The organism is Cryobacterium glaciale, assembly GCF_004402535.1.
Taxonomy (GTDB): domain Bacteria; phylum Actinomycetota; class Actinomycetes; order Actinomycetales; family Microbacteriaceae; genus Cryobacterium; species Cryobacterium glaciale.
Genome location: NZ_SOEY01000030.1, coordinates 218,328 through 240,073, shown reverse-complemented (window position 1 = coordinate 240,073; position 21,746 = coordinate 218,328). Strand labels below are relative to the sequence as shown.

At 67.3% G+C, this 21,746-nt stretch carries 17 protein-coding genes; 5 read left to right on the top strand and 12 right to left on the bottom strand.

The window, feature by feature from the left end:
- Positions 1-12 precede the first annotated feature (12 nt).
- The gene (locus E3O06_RS15565) at positions 13-384 is read left to right on the top strand and encodes a DUF4870 domain-containing protein (RefSeq protein ID WP_241980265.1); all 372 of its coding nucleotides are present in this window, start codon (positions 13-15) and stop codon (positions 382-384) included.
- Positions 385-412: 28 nt separating this feature from the next.
- On the opposite strand, the gene hemW is transcribed toward E3O06_RS15565, so the two are convergent.
- Genes hemW through lepA form a run of 3 tightly spaced genes read right to left on the bottom strand, consistent with a single transcriptional unit; the run spans position 413 to position 4,163 of the window.
- Positions 413-1,636 carry a radical SAM family heme chaperone HemW gene (gene hemW / locus E3O06_RS15560; protein WP_134504279.1) on the bottom strand — a complete coding sequence of 408 codons (1,224 nt, stop codon included), beginning with the start codon at positions 1,634-1,636 and terminating at the stop codon, positions 413-415.
- 20 nt (positions 1,637-1,656) lie between these two features.
- On the bottom strand, positions 1,657-2,307 hold the full coding sequence (locus tag E3O06_RS15555; protein WP_134504278.1) for a DUF1990 family protein: 651 nt from the start codon (positions 2,305-2,307) through the stop codon (positions 1,657-1,659).
- A gap of 5 nt (positions 2,308-2,312) precedes the next feature.
- Positions 2,313-4,163 (bottom strand): translation elongation factor 4, encoded by a 1,851-nt coding sequence (gene lepA, locus E3O06_RS15550; protein ID WP_092112366.1) that lies wholly within the window; start codon positions 4,161-4,163, stop codon positions 2,313-2,315.
- Between the two features lie 282 nt (positions 4,164-4,445).
- Here lepA and E3O06_RS15545 point away from each other — a divergent pair, with 282 nt between their 5' ends.
- The 3 genes from E3O06_RS15545 to E3O06_RS15535 all read left to right on the top strand — a co-directional run bounded on the left by E3O06_RS15545 (position 4,446) and on the right by E3O06_RS15535 (position 6,523).
- Positions 4,446-5,174, top strand: coding sequence for an alpha/beta fold hydrolase (locus tag E3O06_RS15545; protein WP_134504277.1), 729 nt, complete (start codon positions 4,446-4,448; stop codon positions 5,172-5,174).
- 231 nt (positions 5,175-5,405) lie between these two features.
- Positions 5,406-5,669 carry a 30S ribosomal protein S20 gene (gene rpsT, locus E3O06_RS15540; RefSeq protein ID WP_092448491.1) on the top strand — a complete coding sequence of 88 codons (264 nt, stop codon included), beginning with the start codon at positions 5,406-5,408 and terminating at the stop codon, positions 5,667-5,669.
- Between the two features lie 194 nt (positions 5,670-5,863).
- Entirely contained in the window at positions 5,864-6,523 is a 660-nt protein-coding gene (locus tag E3O06_RS15535) for a hypothetical protein (protein ID WP_134504276.1), read from the top strand.
- A 14-nt stretch (positions 6,524-6,537) separates the two neighbouring features.
- On the opposite strand, the gene holA is transcribed toward E3O06_RS15535, so the two are convergent.
- From holA to E3O06_RS15510, 5 genes are all read right to left on the bottom strand, one after another.
- Entirely contained in the window at positions 6,538-7,593 is a 1,056-nt protein-coding gene (holA, locus tag E3O06_RS15530; protein WP_420898890.1) for a DNA polymerase III subunit delta, read from the bottom strand.
- A 37-nt stretch (positions 7,594-7,630) separates the two neighbouring features.
- On the bottom strand, positions 7,631-10,084 hold the full coding sequence (locus E3O06_RS15525) for a ComEC/Rec2 family competence protein (protein ID WP_134504274.1): 2,454 nt from the start codon (positions 10,082-10,084) through the stop codon (positions 7,631-7,633).
- Positions 10,081-10,776: a helix-hairpin-helix domain-containing protein gene (locus E3O06_RS15520; protein WP_134504273.1), complete on the bottom strand. Its 696-nt coding sequence runs from the start codon at positions 10,774-10,776 to the stop codon at positions 10,081-10,083. Before E3O06_RS15520 ends, E3O06_RS15525 begins: the two co-directional genes overlap by 4 nt.
- Positions 10,777-10,889: 113 nt before the next feature.
- Positions 10,890-13,517 carry a leucine--tRNA ligase gene (gene leuS, locus E3O06_RS15515; protein ID WP_134504272.1) on the bottom strand — a complete coding sequence of 876 codons (2,628 nt, stop codon included), beginning with the start codon at positions 13,515-13,517 and terminating at the stop codon, positions 10,890-10,892.
- Positions 13,518-13,598: 81 nt separating this feature from the next.
- Entirely contained in the window at positions 13,599-15,032 is a 1,434-nt protein-coding gene (locus tag E3O06_RS15510) for an anthranilate synthase component I family protein (protein ID WP_134504271.1), read from the bottom strand.
- Between the two features lie 89 nt (positions 15,033-15,121).
- On the opposite strand from E3O06_RS15510, the gene E3O06_RS15505 reads away from it, so the two are divergent.
- Positions 15,122-15,757: a DedA family protein gene (locus tag E3O06_RS15505; RefSeq protein ID WP_134504270.1), complete on the top strand. Its 636-nt coding sequence runs from the start codon at positions 15,122-15,124 to the stop codon at positions 15,755-15,757.
- 1 nt (position 15,758) lies between these two features.
- On the opposite strand, the gene cydC is transcribed toward E3O06_RS15505, so the two are convergent.
- The 4 genes from cydC to E3O06_RS15485 are packed head-to-tail and all read right to left on the bottom strand — an operon-like array spanning position 15,759 to position 21,640.
- On the bottom strand, positions 15,759-17,465 hold the full coding sequence (gene cydC, locus E3O06_RS15500; protein ID WP_134504269.1) for a thiol reductant ABC exporter subunit CydC: 1,707 nt from the start codon (positions 17,463-17,465) through the stop codon (positions 15,759-15,761).
- A complete protein-coding gene (gene cydD / locus E3O06_RS15495; protein WP_134504268.1) occupies positions 17,458-19,194 on the bottom strand; it encodes a thiol reductant ABC exporter subunit CydD in 1,737 nt (578 codons plus the stop codon). Before cydD ends, cydC begins: the two co-directional genes overlap by 8 nt.
- A gap of 4 nt (positions 19,195-19,198) precedes the next feature.
- A complete protein-coding gene (cydB, locus tag E3O06_RS15490; RefSeq protein ID WP_134504267.1) occupies positions 19,199-20,203 on the bottom strand; it encodes a cytochrome d ubiquinol oxidase subunit II in 1,005 nt (334 codons plus the stop codon).
- Between the two features lie 21 nt (positions 20,204-20,224).
- Positions 20,225-21,640 carry a cytochrome ubiquinol oxidase subunit I gene (locus E3O06_RS15485; protein ID WP_134504266.1) on the bottom strand — a complete coding sequence of 472 codons (1,416 nt, stop codon included), beginning with the start codon at positions 21,638-21,640 and terminating at the stop codon, positions 20,225-20,227.
- Between the last annotated feature and the right edge of the window lie 106 nt (positions 21,641-21,746).

Here is a 21,746-nt window from a genome sequence, read left to right as displayed (position 1 = left end):
CAGGAGGTCCCCATGTCTGAACAGAACCCGTACCAGTCGACCCCCACCAACCCGATGAGCCCGGCTGACGAGAAACTATGGGCGACGTTGATCCATGTCGGCGGCATCCTCTTCAGCTTCCTGCCGGCCCTGATCGGCTACCTCATGCTTCGCGATCGCGGCCCGTTCATTCGCGCGCACACCGCGACCGCCCTGAACTTTCAGATTTCGTACTACATCTACGCGGCCGTGCTCGTTCCGATCACCATCGTCACCATCGGCATCGGCGGCATCCTGTATGCACCGCTTGCCATCGTCGCCCTCGTGTTCATGATCCTGGCTGCGCTGGCCGCCAACCGCGGCGAAGGCTACAGCTACCCGCTCACGATCAAGTTCGTCAGCTGAGGCCGCTGCCGGTCAGCAACTCCACGCTCTAGTCGCTGAGCCGCCGCACCACGGCATCGGCGAGAAGCCGTCCGCGCAGGGTCAATTCGATTGTCCCGGCGAGGGCGGCTTTGGCACTGACGAGCTCGTCGGCGATGAGCCCGGCGACCTCTCGGCGGCCCGCCGCCGACAGCGACGCGACCGGAATGCCGGTGCGGATGCGGCTCTGCAACAGGATTCTCTCGAGCTCACGAGTCGGCGCGTCGAGCGTTTCGCGGCCGGCGGCCGGGGAGAGGCCGGACAGCATCCGTTCGGCGTAGGCGGCCGGATGTTTGACGTTCCACCAGCGCACCCCACCGACGTGGCTGTGCGCACCGGGGCCGACGCCCCACCAATCCTGGCCGGTCCAGTAGGCGAGGTTGTGCCGGGACCGGTGCGCGTCACTCGTGGCCCAATTGCTGACCTCGTACCAGTCGTAGCCGGCGGCGGCGAGCAGTTCGTCGGCGAGTTCGTAGAAGTCGGCCTGCTGGTCGTCATCGGTCGGGGCGATCTCGCCACGGCGAATCTGCCTGGCGAGTTTGGTGCCGTCCTCGACGATGAGCGAGTACGCGCTCAGGTGGTCCGGCTGCAGGCTGAGGGCCTGCTCGAGGCTCGTGCGCCAGTCGGCGAGGGCCTCCCCCGGCGTGCCGTAGATGAGGTCGAGGCTCACGTCTAGACCGGCAGCGCGGGCCCACTCCACGACGAGCGGCACCCGGTCCGGATCGTGGGTACGTTCGAGGGTCGCGAGAACGTGCGGCACGGCGGACTGCATGCCGAACGACACCCGGGTGAATCCGGCATCGGCCAGGGCGCCGAGGTAGGCGGCGTCGACGGAATCGGGATTCGCCTCGGTGGTGACCTCGGCGCAGTCTGCCAGGCCCCACTGCTCACGCACCGCGGCGAGCATGCGGGTCAGGTCGGTCACCGGCAGCAGCGTCGGCGTACCACCCCCGAAGAACACGGTGGACACGGGTCGGTCTGACACTCCCGATGCGCTGAGGATGCGGGCAGCCGCCTCGACCTCGAGCACGGCCTGGCTGGCATAATCGCTCTGTTTGACGCCGCGCAGTTCGGTCGCGGTGTAGGTATTGAAGTCGCAGTAGCCGCACCGCACCCGGCAGAACGGCACGTGCAGGTAAACGCCGAAATCCCGGCCGGCAGCGTCAACGGCCGCCGAAGCGGGAAGGAGGCCGTCGTCGGGCGCGGGGTCGCCGACGGGGTGGGGTCCGGCCATGGGTGGTGCTCCAGTACGTTTTATTTGATGGCACCCACGGGGTGCAGGGCCCGCAGGTACAGCTTGGTGAACTTGGCCTGCTGAAAGCGCAGCACCGGCCAGGCCAGGCGGTAATACCAGGTGCTGGCCCGCGAGAACGAGCGGATGGTCAGCCAGACCGAGTCGTCCTCCCGATGTTCGACGATAAAGGATTCCTCGCCACTTTCCGGGTGCCCGGCCATGGTGCCGTAGGCGAAACCGATGCGGGCGGCCTCGTCGATCACGTAGACGACGCGCACCGGCGCGGTCACGTGGAACAGCCAGACCTTCATTCTCAGGGTCGCCGTCATGCCGTTCGCGATGTACGGGGTGCCGTCGTCGGCGAAGGTCGCCTCGTTGACCGGATGCTGCTGGCCGGCCGCCGGGGTGCCGTCCGGTTGAAAGGTCACCGGCGTGTACTGCACGCCGGTACCGTTTTCGAGGTCGGTCACCTCCATGCCGCTGCCGCGCTGGATTCCCCAGGTCATCAGCAACTTGGTGGCCGCTTCGAAGCGTTCCTGGGAACTACCGAGCCGGACGCTCTGCTCCAGCGGGCGGTAGCCCTTGGGCGGGTAGCTCATCAGGTCGGGCGCGAGCGTGCCGCCGATGGCAGCGTAGCTGACGGCGGCGTCGGTGAAGGTGGCCCTGCGCATCCGCTTTACTTCTTGTCTTTCGTCTCGATGTCCCCCGACAGCGCGGCGATGAAAGCCTCCTGGGGAACTTCCACCCGGCCGACCATCTTCATGCGCTTCTTGCCCTCTTTCTGCTTCTCCAGCAGCTTGCGCTTGCGCGAGATGTCACCGCCGTAGCACTTGGCGAGCACGTCCTTGCGCATCGCCGAGATGCTCTCGCGGGCGATGATGTGGGCGCCGATCGCGGCCTGGATCGGCACCTCGAACTGCTGCCGCGGAATCAGCTTGCGCAGGCGCCCGGTCATGAGCGCGCCGTAGGCGTAGGCCTTGTCGCGGTGCACGATAGCACTGAACGCGTCGACCTGCTCGCCCTGCAGCAGGATGTCGACCTTGACCAGGTCGGCTTCCTGCTCGCCGGAGGGCTCGTAGTCGAGCGAGGCGTAGCCGGCGGTGCGGCCCTTGAGCATGTCGAAGAAGTCGAACACGATCTCACCGAGCGGCATCGAGTAGCGAATCTCGACCCGGTCTTCGCCGAGGTATTCCATACCGAGCAGGGTGCCACGGCGGCCCTGGCAGAGCTCCATGATGACGCCGACGTAGTCTTTGGGCGCGAGGATGGCCGCCTTGACCATGGGTTCGAGCACCTTGGCGATCTTGCCGGTGGGATACTCACTCGGGTTAGTGACCGTGATGGTGCGCTTGTCGTCGGTGGTGACCTCGTAGGGCACGCTCGGCGCGGTCGTGATCAGATCGATGTTGAATTCGCGCTCGAGGCGTTCGGTGATGATCTCGAGGTGCAGCAGGCCGAGAAAGCCGCAGCGAAAACCAAAACCAAGGGCGACGGATGTCTCCGGCTCGTACCCGAGACTCGCGTCGGAGAGTTTGAGTTTGTCGAGGGCTTCGCGCAGCGCCGGGTAGTCGCTGCCGTCGATCGGGTACAGCCCGGAAAACACCATGGGCTGCGGTTCGTCATAGCCGGGCAGCGCGTCGGTCGCGGGGCGCACCGCGGTCGTGATGGTGTCGCCGACCTTGGACTGGCGCACGTCTTTCACGCCCGTGATCAGGTAGCCGACCTCGCCGACCTTCAGGCCCTTGCTCTCCACCGGTTCCGGCGAGATCACGCCGATCTCGAGGATCTCGTGGGTCGCCTTGGTCGACATCATCTGGATTTTTTCGTGGGCCTTGAGGTGGCCGTCGATCATGCGCACGTAGGTGACCACGCCGCGGTAGCTGTCGTAGACCGAGTCGAAGATCATGGCGCGCGCGGCGGCATCCGGGTTGCCCTTCGGCGCCGGAATCATGGTCGTGGCCAGGTTCAGCAGTTCCTCGACCCCGGCGCCGGTCTTGCCGGACACCCGCAGCACGTCTTCGGGGCGTCCGCCGATGAGGCTCGCCAGTTCGCGCGCGTACTTCTCGGGGTCGGCGGCCGGCAGGTCGATCTTGTTGAGCACCGGAATGATCGTGAGGTCGTTCTCGAGGGCGAGGTACAGGTTGGCGAGAGTCTGGGCTTCGATGCCCTGGGCCGCGTCGACGAGCAGGATGGCGCCCTCGCAGGCGGCGAGGCTGCGCGAGACCTCGTAGGTGAAGTCGACGTGCCCGGGGGTGTCGATCATGTTGAGGGCGTAGGTGACGCCGTCCAGCTCCCACGGCATGCGCACGGCCTGGCTCTTGATGGTGATGCCGCGTTCGCGCTCGATATCCATGCGGTCCAGGTACTGGGCCCGCATGGAACGCTCGTCGACGACGCCGGTGATCTGCAGCATCCGGTCGGCGAGCGTCGACTTGCCGTGGTCGATGTGGGCGATGATGCAGAAGTTGCGGATGAACTCGGGGGCCGTGGCGGCCGGTTCCAGCGCGTGAAGGGCTCTCGGTGACATAGTCCGTCCATTCTTCCATGCTCGGTGCGGGTTGGCGGTCCGCAGCCTGGCGCCACGGGCAGCAGGCGCGTCCGATACATCCGGCAAGGAGATGGCAGTCGTCGGGAACGGAGACCTGTGCGGCAGCCGAACTCGGCGCCGACCTCGACGTATGAGCCGATGGCGGCTCGAAACCACGCCGGAGTCTGATCGTGTCGCGCACGCCGGCGCGGCGGCAAGCACAACGGTCAGCCTCGCCCGACGGTCAGCCTGCGCCGGGTGCGGCTGGCTAGGCTCACGGGCATGGAGACTCCTGCGGCTCGCGTGCCCGTTCTTTTGGTGCACGGCATTCGCGCTTCGGCGACGATGTGGCGCTTTCAGGAGGAGACGCTGCGTGCCGCCGGGTACCCGGTGCTCGCGATCGATCTGCCCGGCCACGGCAAGCGCCTGAAGGAGCCGTTCACGGTGCCGGCCGCGCTCGCCGCCATCGACGACGGGGTGGCGGTCCTCGGCGGTCGGGTGCTGCTGGTCGGACTCTCGCTCGGCGGCTATTACGCCGTGGCCTACGCCGCCGAGCACCCGGACCGGGTGGCCGGGCTCGTCGCCGCGGGGTGCAGCGCCGAACCGCGGGGCGTGCTCCTCGAGGGGTATCGGCTGCTGGCCCGGACCATTCACCGTCTGCCCGACCGAGGACTCTGGCTGCACGAGACCCTGGCGCGCCTGCTCCTGCCTGCTGCGGGCGCGCGCGATGTGCTCGCCGGCGGCGCCGCGCTCGACGTGATGGATTCCGGACTCCGCGCGACGTCGACGCTGACTCCCCTGGCGAGCCTCGCCGCCTATCCGGGCCGGGCCTGGCTGGTCAACGGCGCCCTCGATCACTTTCGGCTGAACGAGCGGCGCTTTCTGGCCGCCTGCCGCAACGGCCAGGTCATCGTCGTGCCGGGGGCGACCCACCTGTCGAGTCTGGCCCAGCCCGAGCGCTTCACGACGATCCTGCTGCGGATCGCTGACCGGGTGTCGCGCGCCGGGTGAGGTCGCGGCATCGGCGTGGGCGCGGTCATCCATCCACCGGCGCAACTGTGTGAACGAGGGGGCGAGCATCCACTCAACGGGCGCGGGCCAGTTTTGGGGTGAGGGCAATTGCTGGTAGCGTTAGTGGTTGGCTTGCGTGTTGGGTCCCACCCCGCACGATTTTCGCCGCAGAAGCGCCCTCTACCCGCTGAGCGGCTGTCCGTACTAGAACCTAACGAAAGCGTAAAAAACGTGGCAAATATCAAGTCGCAGATCAAGCGAATTGGCACCAACAAGAAGGCCCAGGAGCGCAACAAGGCCGTCAAGAGCGAGTTCAAGTCCGCGATTCGCGCGACTCGTACCGCGATTGCCGCTGGCGACAAGGACAAGGCCGTCGTCGGTCTCGCCTTTGCTTCCAAGAAGCTCGACAAGGCCGTCAGCAAGGGTGTCATCCACCAGAACCAGGCTGCGAACAAGAAGTCAGCCATCGCGAAGGCTGTCGGCGCACTGGTCTGATCGTCGCCCTCGTCTGATCCATTCTGGCTCCACCCGCACGCTGAGTGACCGCATCGTCTCGTGAGAGCGGATGCCGCACCGCGAGCACAGAAAACCCCCGCCCTTCCGGTGGGGGTTTTCTGGTTCCTGCCCGCCGGCAGCGGATAAATCTGCGGGGAGGGTGGCGGAGCCGATCGCCCCATTAGACTGACGCCGTGAAGAGCACCCCACCGGTTAGTTCTGTCCCCGACGCCAGCGGCCCGCATCGTCGCGTACACGCTCGTTTTCTCGCCGCATTGCTGAGCGCCGGTGCGCTGGCCGTCGCCGGGTGGCTGGCGCTCAACGCCGGCGACGGGGTGTCGGTCACCCCGCAAGACCAGCGGCTGGTGGCATTGGTCGCGCTCGTACTGTTTCTCAGTGGAATCACTTTCTACCTCGCGGCAGCAGTGGCTACGGCGCGCCGCCACCCCGAAACCCGCACTGCTGCTCACCCGAGTGCCGGCGATCTCGAGGCCGACCGGTCTGCGCGAACGATTCGGCGCATCCGCTCGCTGTCGGCAGTCGGAGCGGTGTTCGCCATCGCGGCCCTGCTCGCCATCGCCGGGCTCGGGGCCCTGCGTGTTCTGGTGCCGCCGGCTGAGCGACCGGTGTCGGTGCAATTCTCCGACATCACCGGCCGGGTACAGCTCGAATTCTGCCCGAGCCTGCCCTCCGCGTTCGAGGCCCTGGCCAAGTCGGGCGACCTGGCCGCTTCGACGACCTTGCTGCCGGTGTGGGTGGCCAGTCGGGTCTGCGGCAACCCGAGCTTTCAGAATGGAGTCTGGCTCTACCTGAACCGCTCCACCATTACGGTCGCGGACGCCGGCGACCGCTGACCCTCTGGTTCGGGCTACTGCTCGCCGCGCCGGGCGATGACGCCGATCAGACGCTCGAGCGCGAAGACCGGGTCGCGGCCCGCGCCTTTGACGGCGGCATCCGTCTCGGCGAGCATCAGGATGCAGCGGGCGAGGCCTTCGTCGCTCCAACCGCGGAGGTCTTTCTGGGCGCGTTCCACCTGCCATGGGGCCAGCCCGAATTGGGCGCCGAGCTGGGCTGAACCGCCCCGGGCCCCGAACACCTTGGCCATGGTGCGAATCTTCACGGCGAACGCCGCGACGATCGGCACCGGGTCGGCGCCGGAGCTGAGGGCATGGCGGAGGGTGATCAATGCCTCGCCGTTACGGCCGGCGATGGCCCAGTCGGCGACCTTGAACGCATTGGTCTCGACCCGACCGCCGTAGTAGCGGTCGACCGTGGTCTCGGTGACCTCGCTCGTCGCGTCGGCGATGAGCTGCTGGCAGGCGGCGGAGAGTTCGGCCAGATCGTCGGAGAACGCGGCGACGAGCTGGCGCAGGGCGCTGGCCGTGACACGTTTGCCAGCCGCCTTGAACTCATTGGCGGCGAATTCGTACTTCTCGGTGTCTTTCTTCAGTTCGGTGCAGACGATTTCGATGGCGCCGCCGAGACCGCTGCGGATCGTGTCGAGCAGCTTCTTGCCGCGCACTCCCCCGCCGTGTCGCAACACGACGTAGGTGTCCTCGGCGGGGTTCTCGAGGTAGTCGAGCGCCTCCACCAGAAATGTGTCGCTGCATTTCTCGACGTTACTGACCCGGATCAGGCGCGGCTCCCCGAACAGCGACGGGCTCGCGAGGGTCAGCAGTTCGCCGGGGGCGTAGCTGTCGGCCTGCACATCGCTGATCTCGAGGCTCGGGTCTTCCAACTTGAGAAAGTCGCGCAACTGGCGAATGGCGCGTTCGGCGAGGAAGGTTTCCGTCCCCGAGACGAGCACGATCGGCGCCGGGCGCACCTGGTGCCAGCCGAGCTGGGGAATGACGGTGCCCTTATTCGTTCGGGCGGGTGCAGCCTTGCCGGCCCGGGAACCGGTGGTGGCGGGTCGTGCGGCCAAGGCGCTCTCCTCGAGGTTGGTGCGGGGTCGATCAAGCCTAACCCGCACCGCTGACCCGGCCGGCAGCATCCGGTGCCACGGTCTGCGGGGGTGTGGGAATGGCGGGGGGATCGCGGTCGCCGACCTTCTCGGTCCACAGCACGAGCGTGCCGTCGGCGCCCGGCGCGACGACGGCCATACCCTCCCGGTCGGTGCGCACCGCCAGTGTTCCTACCCCTGCGAGAGTGTTTAGCAGCGTGTCGGTGGGATGCCCGTAGGTGTTCGCGGCGCCGACCGAAATCAGCCCGACCCGCGCCCGCAGCTCAGCGTAGAGTTTCGGGCTCTGGTCGGCCGAGCCGTGGTGCGCGACCTTCACCACGTCCACCCGACCGGGCGGCGACGCCCGCAGCAGGGCATCCTGCGATTGCTCACCGAGATCGCCTAGAAAGATCGAGCGGATGCCCCGCCCGTCGAACAGGATCGTGATACTTCCCGGGTTGCCCACCTGCATCGTCGTCGCACCGCGAACCGGCCAGAGGATGTTCCAGCGCAGACCGCCGAGCGTGCCGGCATCGCCGCTCGCGGCCTGGCGCACGGCCGCTCCGCCGGCCAGCAGCCGCTCGTGCAGGAGCTTGTCCTGGGCGTTCTCCGGCGCCCCGACCAGCGCCGTGTCGACCTTGCCGATGACGGCATCGACCCCGCCGATGTGGTCGAGGTCGTAGTGGGTGAGCACGAGCAGGTCGACCCGGGAGATGCCGAGCACGGCGAGGCAGGCGGCGAGCAGCTGCGGGTCCGGCCCCACGTCGACGAGAGCGTACTGGTCGCCGTCCCGCACCACGACGGCGTCACCCTGCCCGATGTCGCAGGCCGCGATCTGCCAGTCGGGCGGAAACGAGGCGACCCGGCCGATTCCCGTGCCAATGAGGGACCCGGCGTATCCCCCCAGACCGACGAGGAGCACGGCGAGCACCGCGGCGGGCCACCGAGCCGGCCGGGCCGATGGGCCGCGCAGCACGACGACGAGCGTGAGGACGGTCACGAGCACGAGCAGCAGCACCCCCGGTGCACCGCCCGGCCAGGGCAACCGGGTACCGGGCAGCAGGGACACCCCCTGCGCGACGGCGGCGATCCAGGCGGACGGCAGCCAGGCCAGGGCAAGCAGCACCGCCGCCACGCCGGGGAGGAGCGGCAGGGTCAGGCAGGCGACCAGCCCGACCACCGTCGCAATCGGCGCGGCGGGCCCGGCCAGGATATTGGCCGGTACTCCGTAGAGCGGCAGGCTGGGGTTCAGCAGGATGAGCACCGGCTGGCAGGCCAGCTGGGCGGCCAGAGGAATGGCGATGATCGCGGCGAGGGCCGTCGGCATCCACTGGGCGAGCACGCGGGTCAGCGGGCCGGCGAGCACGAGGAGCCCGGCCGTCGCGAGCACCGACAGGGCAAAACCATAGTTGCGGGCCAGCCAGGGATCGGTCACCAGCAGGCCGATCACGACGAAGAGCAGGGTGGGCACACCGCGTCCGGGGCGGCCGGTGCCGATCGACACCAGGGTGAGGGTGGCCATGACCGCCGAGCGCAGCACGCTCGGTTCCGGCGTGACCAGAACGGTGAAGCCGAGCAGCGTCAGGAGCGACAGCACGATGCGCCAGGAGCGACGCAGCCGGAGATAGCCGCCGAGCAGCATGATCGCCGCGATGACGATCGCGCAGTTGGCTCCAGACACGGCGGTCAGGTGGCTCAGGGAGCTGGTCTTCATGGCGGAGTCGAGGGCGGGATTCACCGCGCTCGTGTCGCCGATGGCCAGTCCGGGCAGCAGGTCTCCCCCGTCGCCGGCGAGATCCGTTGCGGCGGTGGTGAAGCGAGCGCGCAGTTCGTTCGCCCATTGCAGCCACCACGGGGGTGGAGCAACGCTGCGAGCCGCTTCGGTGGCGAAGAGTAGTGCGACCGCCGCATCACCCGGTTCGGTCAGGCGCAACGTGCCGCGCATCTGCAGACTCGATCCGATCTCGGGTTCGCTGCCGTCCCTGGCCTCTTCGGCGAAGACCACCACCGCGCTGGCGACGTTTGCCGTCTCGCCACGCCTGTCGAACTGGGTCAGGGTGGCCCGATAGCGCACCCGTCCCGAGGTGCCACTGCCGATGAATGCCTTCGCGGCGACCGGAACCGACCACACGGTGACGGTGGCCGTGACCGTTGCGTGCGATTCGGAGGCACCACGCACCTCGAGCGGCAGACGCAGCGGCGCCCAGACGCCGACGGCGGTGGCCACGAGGGCGGCGCCGGCGCAGCAGAGCACGACGCTGCCGCCCAGCTTCTGCCAGCGCGCAGCGGACGTCGCTCTCGGCCACGGATTGCGTCGCGGCATCCTGCTCAGGACGAACAGGGCCAGGCACCCGCCGGCCAGCAGCCACAAGGACACGGCGACGGCCCCGGCCCCCTCCGGCGCTGCGATCAGCAGGCCGGCGGTCAGCCAGACGCCCAGTGCCGGGAGCGCGAGCCGCAGGTCGAGGCTCATACCGTGATGAGGTCTTTGAGCGCCTCGAACGTTTTGTCACCGATCCCGGTGACGTCACGCAACCCGTCGACACTGGCGAACCGGCCGTTCGTCGTGCGAAAGTCGATGATGCGCTGCGCCATCGTCGGGCCGATGCGGGGCAGGGAATCCAGGTCGGCCACCGTGGCGGTGTTGAGGTTGACCTTGGCTGCGGGGGCGTTCGCTCCCGCAGAGCCGGAGGCCGCTGCAGGGATTCCCGGCGGCACCTCGCCCTGGCGGGGAACATAGAATTGTTCGCCGTCGCTGAGGATGCGGGCCAGGTTCACCCCGGCGGGATCGGCGTCGGCGGTCAGCCCGCCCGCGGCGGCAACCGCATCCATGACCCGGGCGCCGTCGTGCAGCTCGAAGAGTCCGGGCCGCGTGACCGCCCCGAGTACGTGCACGAAGATGATGGCGCCAGCGTCGACGCCTGGCGCTGCGCTCGCTCCCGCATCAAACGGGTCTGCTGGAGTGCTGCCGGAGGGAAGGGAAACTGCTCCTGACCCCACCATGCGCTGCGCGGCCTGCTGGCCGATGGCCGACACTATGACGGCCACGACGAGGGCCAATAACAACAGCACGACGGCCGCGCCGACGCCGACGCGGAGGCGCGGGCGCCCCCGGGCGGCGGCAGCGAGGCGTTCCAGATCGAGGGGGGAACGGTCGGGCTGCATGCTCGCAGGCTAGGAGGCACAGGGCAGCGGCTGGCCGTCGGCCGGCACATCGGTGCACAGCCCGGTCGGGGGAACCTTTGTGGAGGAGACCCCCGACCCGTCCGCGTTGGGCGTTAGGCGCGCGTGACGAACGAGACGAGCTTGGGCACGCGCACGATCACCTTGATGATCTCCCGATCACCGATCGAACGGATGACCGCGGCCGAGTCCCGCGCCAGTTTTTCAAGGTCTTCGCTGGAGATTTTCGGCGACACTTCGAGCAGGGTGCGCATCTTGCCGTCGACCTGAACGACCGCGGTGACCGACTCCTGCACGAGCAGGGTCTGCTCGGCCTTGCGCCACGGCACGAGGGCGATACACGGTTCGTAACCGAGGTGCTCCCACATGTCTTCGGCCGCGTAGGGGGCGAACAGGTTCAGCGCCATGGCTGTGGCCTCGGCGGCTTCGCGCACGGCGGCATCCGCTGGCCCGGCACCGGTGTCGATGACTTTGCGGGTGGCGTTGACCAGTTCCATCAAACGTGCGACGACGACGTTGAACTTGAACGACTCCACCAGGCCGGGCGCATCTGACAGGAACCGGTGGGTGACGCGGCGCAGGGTGACGTCGCCGGTCTTCCACTCCACGTCGGGCGCGCTCGTGACGTCGCGGGCGACGCGCCAGGCGCGGGCCAGGAACTTGGCCGAGCCGACGGGAGAGACGTCGGCCCAGTCGATATCGTCCTCCGGCGGACCGGCGAAGGCCATCGTGAGGCGCACGGCGTCGACACCGTGGCGTTCGATTTCCTCGGTGAAGTAGACCAGGTTTCCCTTACTCTTGCTCATCTTGGCACCGTCAAGGATGACCATGCCCTGGTTCAGCAGCGCGGTGAAGGGTTCGGTGAAGCTCACATAGCCCTCATCGAACAGGAACTTTGTGATGAAGCGCGCGTAGAGCAGGTGCAGGATCGCGTGTTCGACGCCGCCGACGTACTGGTCGACCGGCGCCCACTTCTCGGCTTCCTTCGGGTCGAAGGCCTTGGTATCATCGCTCGGGTTCAGGAACCGAAGAAAGTACCAGGAACTGTCGACGAAGGTGTCCAGGGTGTCGGCGTCGCGCCGGGCCGGTGTGCCGTCGATCGGATTCGGCACGTTGACCCAGTCGGCGGCGCCGCCGAGTGGGGAGGTTCCCCGGGGCTTCAGATCGAGGCCCTCGGCGGGTGGCAGCAGCACCGGCAGCTGCTCCTCGGGAACCGGTATCTCGGTGCCGTCGGCGCCGTGGATGATCGGGATCGGAGCGCCCCAGTAGCGCTGTCGGGAGACGAGCCAGTCACGCAGGCGATAGTTCTTCGCGGCGCGGCCGAGGCCGTCGGCAGCGAGCTGTTCGATGATGCGCTTGATGGCGGTGATCTTGCTCAGGCCGTTGAGCGGACCGGAGTTGATCAGGCGTCCTTCGCCCGCCAGGGCGATGCCGGTGCTCAGCGGGTCGAGCTCCGGCAGTTCTTCAGTGCCGTCGAGCATGCCTTGCGTGATCACCGGGATAATGCCGGTAGCCGGCGAGTTGGTGTCGACGACGACCCGCACGGGCAAGTCGAAGGCGCGGGCGAAGTCAAGGTCGCGCTGGTCGTGGGCCGGCACGGCCATGATCGCGCCGGTCCCGTAGTCGGCGAGCACGTAGTCAGCAGCCCAGATGGGCAGGCGTTCGCCGTTGACCGGGTTGATCGCGTAGCGGCCGAGGAACACGCCGGTCTTGGGCCGATCGGTGGACTGACGCTCGATCTCGGTGCGGCGTTGTACCTGCACCAGATATTCCTGGAAGGCCTCCTGCTCCTCGGGGGTGGACTCGACCACGAGTTCGGCCGCCAGGTCAGAGTCCGGCGCGACGACCATGAAGGTGGCGCCGAACAGGGTGTCGGGGCGGGTGGTGAACACGGTGACGCGTTCCGCGCGACCCTCGATCGCGAAGTCGACATCCGCTCCGATGGAGCGTCCGATCCAGTTGCGCTGCATGTTGAGCACCTTGGCCGGCCAGGTCCCCTCGAGCTGATTGAGATCGTCGAGCAGGCGGTCGGCGTAGTCGGTGATCTTGAAGTACCACTGCGTGAGCTTCTTCTTCACGACGACGGCGCCGCTGCGGTCGCTCGTGCCGTCGGCCAGGACCTGCTCGTTGGCGAGCACGGTCTGGTCGATCGGGTCCCAGTTGACCCAGCTGTCCTTGCGGTAGGCGAGGCCCTTCTTATAGAGCTGCAGGAACAGCCACTGGGTCCATTTGTAGTATTCGGGGTCACTGGTGTGCAGTTCACGGTCCCAGTCGAAGCTGGTCGCGTAGAGCTTCATGCTCTTCTTCTGCTGAGCGATATTGTCGTAGGTCCAGCCGCGCGGGTCGATGCCGCGCTTGATGGCGGCGTTCTCGGCGGGCAGCCCGAAGGAATCCCAGCCGATGGGGTGCAGCACATTGAAGCCCTGGTGACGCCAGTAGCGTGCCACGACGTCACCGAGTGCATACACCTCGGCGTGCCCCATGTGCAGGTCGCCTGAAGGGTACGGAAACATGTCGAGCACGTACTTACGGGGGCGGGTGTCACCCTCGGCGCTGGTCTTGAACGGAGCGAGCTCGTCCCAGATGGGTTGCCACTTCGCCTGGATCGCCGCGAAGTCATACACTTCTTCGTCGCTCTCGTCGCGCGCGTCAATGCGTACGCTCTCGTCGCGCGCGTCAATGCGTACGCTTTCGTGCTCGTGTGCCACGTGACTCTCATTCATTGCAGGGATGGTTCGGGTGCACGGCGGAGCATGCCCTCGGACGCACGCGCGACAAAGCGCACGTGCACACCCCTTAGATTACTAGGGCGCGGCGACACCGAGGGTCGCCAACAGTGCGGCCGCCTTGATCCGGGTCTCTTCGATCTCTTCCGCGGCGGTGGAGAGGGCGGTGATTCCGCCACCGGTACCGATGCTTGCCCCGGCGGAATCAAGCACGATACTACGGATGACGATGGCCAGATCGGTGGTGCCGCCGAGCCCGATGTAGCCGAATGCACCGGCATAAATTCCCCGCGAGCCGCACTCGAGTGAATCGAGAATGGTCATCGCGCTCCGCTTCGGAGCGCCCGTCATGGAGCCGGCCGGAAAGCACGCCTCGATGGCATCCACCACGGTGACGCCCGGTGACAGCTGTGCCTCGATGGTGCTGACCAGCTGGTGCACGTGCGGGTAGCTCTCCACCGCGAGCAGCGTTGACACCGCGACCGTGCCGAGTTGCGCGATGCGTCCGAGATCGTTGCGCATGAGATCAACGATCATCAGGTTTTCGGCGCGTTCCTTGTCGTTGTTGGCCAGTTCGAGTTTGAGCCGGTCGTCCTCCCCCGGTTCGTCCGAGCGCGGCCGGGTGCCCTTGATCGGCTTGGTGCGGATGCGCCGGTCCCGGCCCACGTGCAGAAACTGTTCAGGGCTCGCGCTGAGCAGCGCCACATCACCGAATCGCAGCAGACCGCCGTGGTGGCTCGGACTGCCAGCCCGCAACACACCATAGGTCAGGGCCGGATGCCAGCGACCAGGTACCCGTATTTCGTTGGTCAGGCACAGCTGGTAGGCGTCGCCGTCGTGGATCGCCGCCAGACAGGTCTCGATCAAGGCGGCATAGTCGCTGGGGCCGTGACGCCAGCGCGGCGCAGCGGATGCTGGCGGCACAGCCGCGCGGGTCGGCGCTCGTGCCGGCCCGGTCGCCCCTGCAATCGCCGCCAGGGCGGCAACCGTCCGGTCGAACCAGTCGGCGTCGGCCGTTTCGGAGTCGGCTGGTGTCGTGCGGGCCACGAGCGTCACCGTGCGCTCGTGGTGGTCGAACCGGATCAGGCGGTCGATTTCGAGCACTGCCGCATCGGGGTAGCGCGACTCGTGCACGGGCGTGCCGACGGTGTGCGCGCCGAGTTCGTAACCGAGCCAGCCGACCCAGCCGAGCTCAAACCCGACGTTCGCGGTCGGCGCGTCTCTGTGCCCGGCCAGATCGCGACGCAGGAACTCGAAAACCGTCTCGTGCGTGACGACCGGCGGCGCAGCATCCGCAGGGTGAACGTACCGGCTGGTGACCGTTCCGTCCGCGACCGACGCAGTGACGAAACGGGAACGGGGCGAGGCCGCCCCGAGGTAGCTGACGCCGGTGCGCGCGCCGGGGCCGGCATCGAGCCAAAACGCATAAAGGTCGTCGGCGTAGAGCGCCGCGAAAACTTTCGCGGGGTCCCACCAGCCGGCCAGGAGCTTGCTCTGCACGGTGCCGGTCACCAGACCAGCCTAGCTTCGCCGCGCGGGCACGTCGGCGACCGCCGGTGCACGACCTTGTCGAATCGCGCGCAGCACGTAGGCTGGGAGAAATGAATGACATCCTCACCTGGATCCTGGACACCGTCGCCGGCGTCGACCCGGTCATTCGTACGCTGCTGGCCTTTCTGGGCATGCTGCTGGAGACTTCGGTGCTCGTGGGCCTGGTCATCCCCGGCGACACCATCGTGATCGTGGCCAGCACGGCAGTCAGCGGCCCGGTCGAATTCGTCACTCTCGTGGCGGCCGTGATTGTGGGCGCCCTGGCCGGGGAGAGCATCGGCTTCGCCCTCGGTCACCACTTCGGCCCGTTCATTCGAGGCAGCCGACTCGGCCGGCGCATCGGCGAACGCAACTGGATTCGCGCCGAGAACTACCTCGACCGGCGCGGCGGTGTTGCCGTGTTCATCTCCCGATTCCTGCCGGTTTTGCACTCGCTCATTCCGGTGACCGTCGGCGCGAGCCGCATGCGGTACCGCACCTTCATGGCCTGGACGGTACCCGCCTGCGTCATCTGGTCCCTCGCCTACGTGAGCGTCGGCTCGGCGGCGGCGGGCGGCTACCGCGAACTGAGCGGGCAGCTGCACTTCGCCGGCTACCTGTTCGTCGGCGTGATCGCCCTGTTCGTGCTCGCGGTGTTCCTGATCAAGAAGTGGCTGCACCGCCGCGAACTGCGCCACATGGACTGACTCAGCTGCGCGCCGGCAGGGTCACCCGACTGGTCACCAGGTCGTCGGGCACAGGCGTGTGCGAGATGAGCAGCACCGCGCGATGGGCGTCAGCCGCCGCGGTGAGGATGTCCCGCACGAGGGCTTCCGCCCCTGCGCTGTCGACGTTGGCGGTGGGCTCGTCGACGATGAGCACCGGAAAGTCCGCGAGCAGCGCCCGGGCCAGCGCGATGCGCTGGGCCTGGCCGCCCGAGACGAGCGCCCCGCGCTCGCCCACGCGGGCATCGAGTCCGCCGCGTCCGGCGGCCCACTCGGCCAGTCCGACCCGGGCCAGCACGGCCTCGAGTTCGGCATCGGTCGCGGTATCGCGGGCGAACAGCAGATTCTGACGGATGCTGTCGTCAAATAACCAGGGACGCTGCTCACACAGTCCGACCACGCGCCGCACCTCGGTTTGGGCGAGCAGCCGCGCCTCAATCCCATTGAGTGTGTACGAGCCGGTGTAGTCGAGAAAGCGCACGAGGGTCTGGGCGAGGGTGGTCTTGCCGGCGCCGCTCGGCCCGGCGAGGTGCACGCGGTCGCCGGGCGCGAGCCGCAGGGTGACCCCGCACACTCCCGGTTCGACCTGCCCGGGCCAGCGCGCGGCGAGATCGGTCAGTTCGAGCACGACCGAGGTCGAGGCCGCGCCCGCCTCAAACACGGCCTGCGGGTTGCTGACGTCGATGGGGATCTCGGCGGGCACCGCAACCGGAACGCCGTCGGCGACGCGCTGGGCGCTCACTCGCACCTGTCGCCAGGCTCCGATGGCGAGCGGAATCATGCCGAAGACCTCGAACACTGCCATCGGCACGAGCACCGCGACGACGAGGGTCGGGCCAAGCAGAACCGGGCTGAGCAGCCCGCCGCCGGTCGTGAGATCGGGGATGCCGAAGTACAGCGCGCCGAGCGTAGCGAGGCCGGCGAACAGCGACACGACCCCCGATTGAACGCCCACCCCGACCGACCGGCGCAGGGTGGCCCGGCGCAGGCGCGCATCGGTGTGGGCGAGGGCAGCAAGCCGCGGGCTGAGGGCGTCGAAGGCGGTGAGCACGTCGAGGTTCTCGACGATTTCGAGAACCTCGTCGGCGAGGGCGCCGCGCAGCGGTGCGAGTTCCCGGTCGGCCCGGGCGGCCAGGCTGGTGGAGAAGACGGTTCCGAGCACTCCGGCCAGCAGCAGGCAGGCGAGCAGGGTGAGGCCGGCGGCGGGAAGGATGAGCCAGATGCCGACAACGCTGAGCAGGGCCGTGATGCCGGCCACCAGCAGCGGCTGCACGACGCGCAGCGGCAGGTCCTGCAGGTCGTCGACGTCGCGCACGAGTCGGGTGAGCAGATCGCCGCGCCCGGTGCTCGCCAGCCCGGCCGGAGCGAGCGGAACGATGCGACGAAAGATTCCCAGGCGCACGTGCGCGAGCTGCGCGAATGCGGCGTCGTGGCTGGTCAGTCGTTCCAGATAGCGAAACACTGAGCGAAAGATGGCGAACGCGCGCACGCCGACAACGGCCATTCCCAGAAACGCGAGGGACGGCATTTCAGCCGCCCGGGTGATCAGCCAGGCTGAGCAGGCCAGCAGGGCCACCGCCATGACGGCGCTCCCGATGCCGGCCAGCAGGCCGGGCGTAAACCGGCGTGCGCGCGGCTGGGCCAGGCGCAGCACGTCGCGGGCCGCCGCGTGGAGGGTGACGTCAGACATGGCTGAGCTCCTGCAATTCGATCACGTGGTCTGCGGCGGCTACCACGGCCGGTCGGTGGCTGACGACGATCACGACGCGCCCCTGGTCAGCCAGTTGACGAAGCCCGGCGAGCAGACCGGCCTCAGCGCCGGCGTCGAGCGCTGAACTTGGTTCGTCCAGGATCAGCACCTGGCACTCGGTCGCGAGCGCGCGGTAGATGGCGCGGGCGGCGGCGACGCGTTGCGCCTGGCCGCCAGAAAGACCCTCACCGTTGACCCCGAGCACCGTGGCCGGGGACAGGTCGGCGGCGCCGGCCCAGAGCAGTGCCTGCGCGACCAGAACCGGGTCTGGCGTGCTGTACACTGGCCCGCTCTGCACTGGCCCGCTCTGCACTGGCCCGCTCTGCACTGGCACAGTCACGTCAGCGGATGCCGCGCCGAGCGCCACATTCGCTGCCACCGTTCCGCGGAACAGACCGGGGCGCTGCCCGGCCCAGGCCAGCCAGGGCCGGCTCGTTCCGGCGCTGACCGCCACGCCGCCGAGGGTGAGCGCACCGGTCAGCGGAACGAAACCGAGCAGCGCGGCCACGAGGGTCGACTTGCCGACTCCGCTCACGCCGCGCACCACGCTCAATTCCCCGGGTGCGAACCGGGCGTCCAGCCGGTCGATCACCACGGTGTCGCCACGCCGAACGGTGACGCCCGCCAGGTGCAGGTCCCCCGATCGCCGGTCAGCGGGCGCGGAGGATGTCGCGGCGGGCGCCGGGGCGCCGGCCGGGGCATCCGCTGTCGCCGTCGTGTCGTCGTCGAGGATCGCGAACAGCTCTTCGGCGGCGGCGAGGCCGTCGGCCGCGGCGTGGAATTGTGCGCCCACCTGGCGCAGTGGCAGAAACGCCTCCGGTGCGAGCAGCAGCACGAACAGTCCGACGCCGAGCAACAGCGCGCCGTCGATGAGGCGCAGGCCGATCGACACGGCGATGAGCGCGACCGAGAGGCTCGCGGCGAGCTCGAGCACGAAGCCGCTCAGGAACGACACTCGCAGCACCTTCATGGTGCGGGTGCGGTATTCCTCGGTGATCTTGCGGATCCGGTCGAACTGGCGCCGTTCCCTGCCATAGATTTTCAGGGTGCCGAGCCCCCCGACCACGTCGAGGAATCCGGTGGACAGGCGTTGCAGCGCCTGCCATTGTTCCTGCTGCACCGACTGCGTGACCCGGCCGATGAGAATCATGAAGACGGGAATCAGTGGCAGCACGATGATGACGGTGAGGCCGCTGGCCAGGTCCTGCCAGAGCATGACGGCGATCAGGATCGGTGTGGCGATCACGGTCAGCAGCAGCTGCGGCAGGTACCGGGCGAAGTAGTTGTCGAGCGCGTCGAGGCCGGTCGTCACGACGGTGGACAGGCGCGCGCTCTGCCGGGAGGCGACCCAGTCGGGGCCGCGTTCGGCGAGTGTGGCCATGACGCGGGCCCGCAGCTGGCTCTTGACCTGGGCGGCGCCGCGATTGGCCGAGACTTCCAGCAGCCAGATGAGCACCGCGCGAAGCACGATGACCCCGGCCAGGGCGGCCAGGGTCGACAGGATCTGACTGAGGGGCTCCCCCGCCACCGTCAGGGTGATCGCCCGGGTCAGCAGCCAGGCGAACGCGATCACGACGAGGGTTTGCGCGAACCCGAGCAGCGCGCCGATCAGAAGAAATCGGCGCGCTGCGTGGGCGTAACGGAGAAGGCGGGGGTCGAGGGGGCGCACTGCCTTAGTGTACGGCGACCTCAATGTGGGCCCGGCCGATGCGCTTGCGGAACACCCAGTAGGTCCAGCCCTGGTAGAGCAGAATGACGGGCATTCCGATCAGTGCCGTCCAGCTCATCACGCCGAGCGTGTACGCCGAGGACGACGCGTTGGCGATCGTCAGGCTGTTGGCCGGGTCGTTGCTGGCCGGCATGACGTCGGGAAACAGCGACGCGAACAGGGTCAGCACGGCGAAACCGATTGTGCCGGCCATAAGACCGAACGCGAGGCGTTCGGCCCCGCGCAGGTTGGCCAGGAAGGAGGCGATCAGCGCCACAGCGGCGAGGGCGGCGAAAATAGCGGATGCCGGAGTGCCATACGCGAGGGTCGTCCAGGCCAGGAAGCTGGCCGCGACGACGATCGTGACGATTCCGGCCCTGGTGGCCAGTTTGCGGGCCCGAACGCGGATGTCGCCCTCGGTCTTGAGCGAGATGAACACCACCCCGTGCACGAAGAACAGCAGCAGCGTGGTGACGCCGCCGAGCAGGGCGTAGGGGTTCAGCAGGTCGAAGAACGTGCCGATGTAGTCGTGGTTGACGTCGAGCTTGACGCCGCGCACGACGTTGGCGAAGGCTACACCCCAGAGAAGGGCCGGTACGGCCGAGCCGACGATGATCATGCCGTCGAACCACTTTTTCCACGTTGATTCGGGGCGCTGATGCCGGTATTCGAAGGAGACGCCGCGGAGGATCAGTGCCACCAGGATAAGCAGCAGGGCCAGATAGAAGCCGCTGAACATCGTCGCGTACCACTCGGGGAAGGCCGCGAACAGTGCTGCGCCGGCCACGATGACCCAGGTTTCGTTGAGGTCCCAGACCGGACCGATGGTGTTGATGAGAACGCGGCGATCGGTGTCATCCTTGCCGAGGAACGGCAGGGACATGCCCACCCCGAAGTCGAAGCCGTCGAGCACGAAGTACCCGATGAACAACGCGGCGATGATCCAAAACCAGAGAATTGTGAGATCCATCTTGTATTCCTGCTAACCGTTCTAGTAGACCATGACAGCTTGCTTGACGACGCCGGATTCAGCATCGAGAACCGGAGCATCGTCCGGGCCCTTCTGAACGGCCTTGAGGATGAGCTTGAACTCGACTACCGCGAGAATGCCGTAGAGCAGGGTGAAGACGATCAGCGAGATCAGAATCTCCAGACCGGTCACGCCGGGTGAGATGCCGCCTTCCGTGCGCATGAGTCCGAACACGATCCAGGGCTGGCGTCCCATTTCGGTGAAGGTCCAGCCGACGCTCATGGCGAGCAGCGACATCGGGAAGCTCCAGATGGCGACCTTCCACATCCACGGGCGGGCCGGCTTTGCGGCATTCTTGCGGGTGAAGAACAGTCCGGCAATCGCTACCAGCATGTGTGCCAGGCCGAGGCCGATCATCCAGCGGAACGACCAGTAGGTGATCCAGATGGTCGGGGTGTAGTCGCCGGGGCCGTACACGTCGACGTACCGTGCCTGCAGGTTGTTGATGCCCTCGACGGTACCGTCGAAAGTGTGCGTGGACAGGAACGACAGCAGGTACGGGATGCGCACCGAGAACAGCTCGCTCACGCCGTCGGGCGTACCGAGGGTGAAGATCGAGAACGAGGCGTTCGCACCGGTCGCTGTGACGTACATGGCCTCGGCCGAGGCCATCTTCATCGGCTGCACTTCGGTCATGATCAGGCTGAGCTGGTCGCCGGATAGCGTCGTGAGAATTCCGGCGATGATCATCATCCACATGCCGAATTTGAGCGCCGGCCGCATGGTTTCGAAATGCTGGTTGCGGGCGAGGTGCCAGGCGGCGACCGAGATGATCAGGCCGGCCGAGACCATGAAGCACGCGAAGATCGTGTGCGGAAACGAGGCCAGAACGATCGGGTTGGTCAGGAGCTCACCGATGCTGGTGAGTTCGGCGCGACCCTTTTCGGCGTTCATCTCGAAAGCAACCGGGTTCTGCATGAACGCGTTCGCGGCGAGGATGAAATAGGCCGACGTGATCGAGCCGATCACGGTGAGCCAGATGGTCGCGAGGTGGATCTTCTTGGGCAGTTTGTCCCAGCCGAAGATCCAGAGGCCGATGAACGTTGCCTCCAGGAAGAATGCCGTGATGCCCTCGAATGCGAGCGGGGCGCCGAAGACGTCGCCGACGAAGCGAGAGTAGTCGGACCAGTTCATGCCGAACTGGAACTCCTGCACGATGCCGGTCACGACGCCCATGGCGAAGTTGATCAGGAATATCTTGCCGAAAAAGTGCGTGAGCTGCAGATATTTAGCTTTATCAGTGCGTACCCAGGCCGTTTGGAAGATGGCGACCGTGAGCGCCATTCCAATGGTGAGTGGGACGAAGAGAAAATGGTAAATGGTCGTGAGACCGAACTGCCACCGTGAGAGGAGTAAAGGATCCAACCACTCGTTCATGTGCCCTCCAGCAATTTGTGTTACTCGCGTTATCTTTTCTACGCTGTGTAGAACACTACTCTTCTACATATCGTAGAAAACACAGTTTCGCAGCGTAGTGTTAACA

Excerpts from the sequence above, each read along its gene's own strand:
- E3O06_RS15565 (WP_241980265.1), top strand. The coding sequence starts at position 13 with ATGTCTGAACAGAACCCGTACCAGTCGACCCCCACCAACCCGATGAGC.
- hemW (WP_134504279.1), bottom strand. The coding sequence starts at position 1,636 with ATGGCCGGACCCCACCCCGTCGGCGACCCCGCGCCCGACGACGGCCTC.
- E3O06_RS15555 (WP_134504278.1), bottom strand. The coding sequence starts at position 2,307 with ATGCGCAGGGCCACCTTCACCGACGCCGCCGTCAGCTACGCTGCCATC.
- lepA (WP_092112366.1), bottom strand. The coding sequence starts at position 4,163 with ATGTCACCGAGAGCCCTTCACGCGCTGGAACCGGCCGCCACGGCCCCC.
- E3O06_RS15545 (WP_134504277.1), top strand. The coding sequence starts at position 4,446 with ATGGAGACTCCTGCGGCTCGCGTGCCCGTTCTTTTGGTGCACGGCATT.
- E3O06_RS15525 (WP_134504274.1), bottom strand. The coding sequence starts at position 10,084 with ATGAGCCTCGACCTGCGGCTCGCGCTCCCGGCACTGGGCGTCTGGCTG.
- E3O06_RS15520 (WP_134504273.1), bottom strand. The coding sequence starts at position 10,776 with ATGCAGCCCGACCGTTCCCCCCTCGATCTGGAACGCCTCGCTGCCGCC.
- leuS (WP_134504272.1), bottom strand. The coding sequence starts at position 13,517 with ATGAATGAGAGTCACGTGGCACACGAGCACGAAAGCGTACGCATTGAC.
- E3O06_RS15505 (WP_134504270.1), top strand. The coding sequence starts at position 15,122 with ATGAATGACATCCTCACCTGGATCCTGGACACCGTCGCCGGCGTCGAC.
- cydC (WP_134504269.1), bottom strand. The coding sequence starts at position 17,465 with ATGTCTGACGTCACCCTCCACGCGGCGGCCCGCGACGTGCTGCGCCTG.
- cydB (WP_134504267.1), bottom strand. The coding sequence starts at position 20,203 with ATGGATCTCACAATTCTCTGGTTTTGGATCATCGCCGCGTTGTTCATC.
- E3O06_RS15485 (WP_134504266.1), bottom strand. The coding sequence starts at position 21,640 with ATGAACGAGTGGTTGGATCCTTTACTCCTCTCACGGTGGCAGTTCGGT.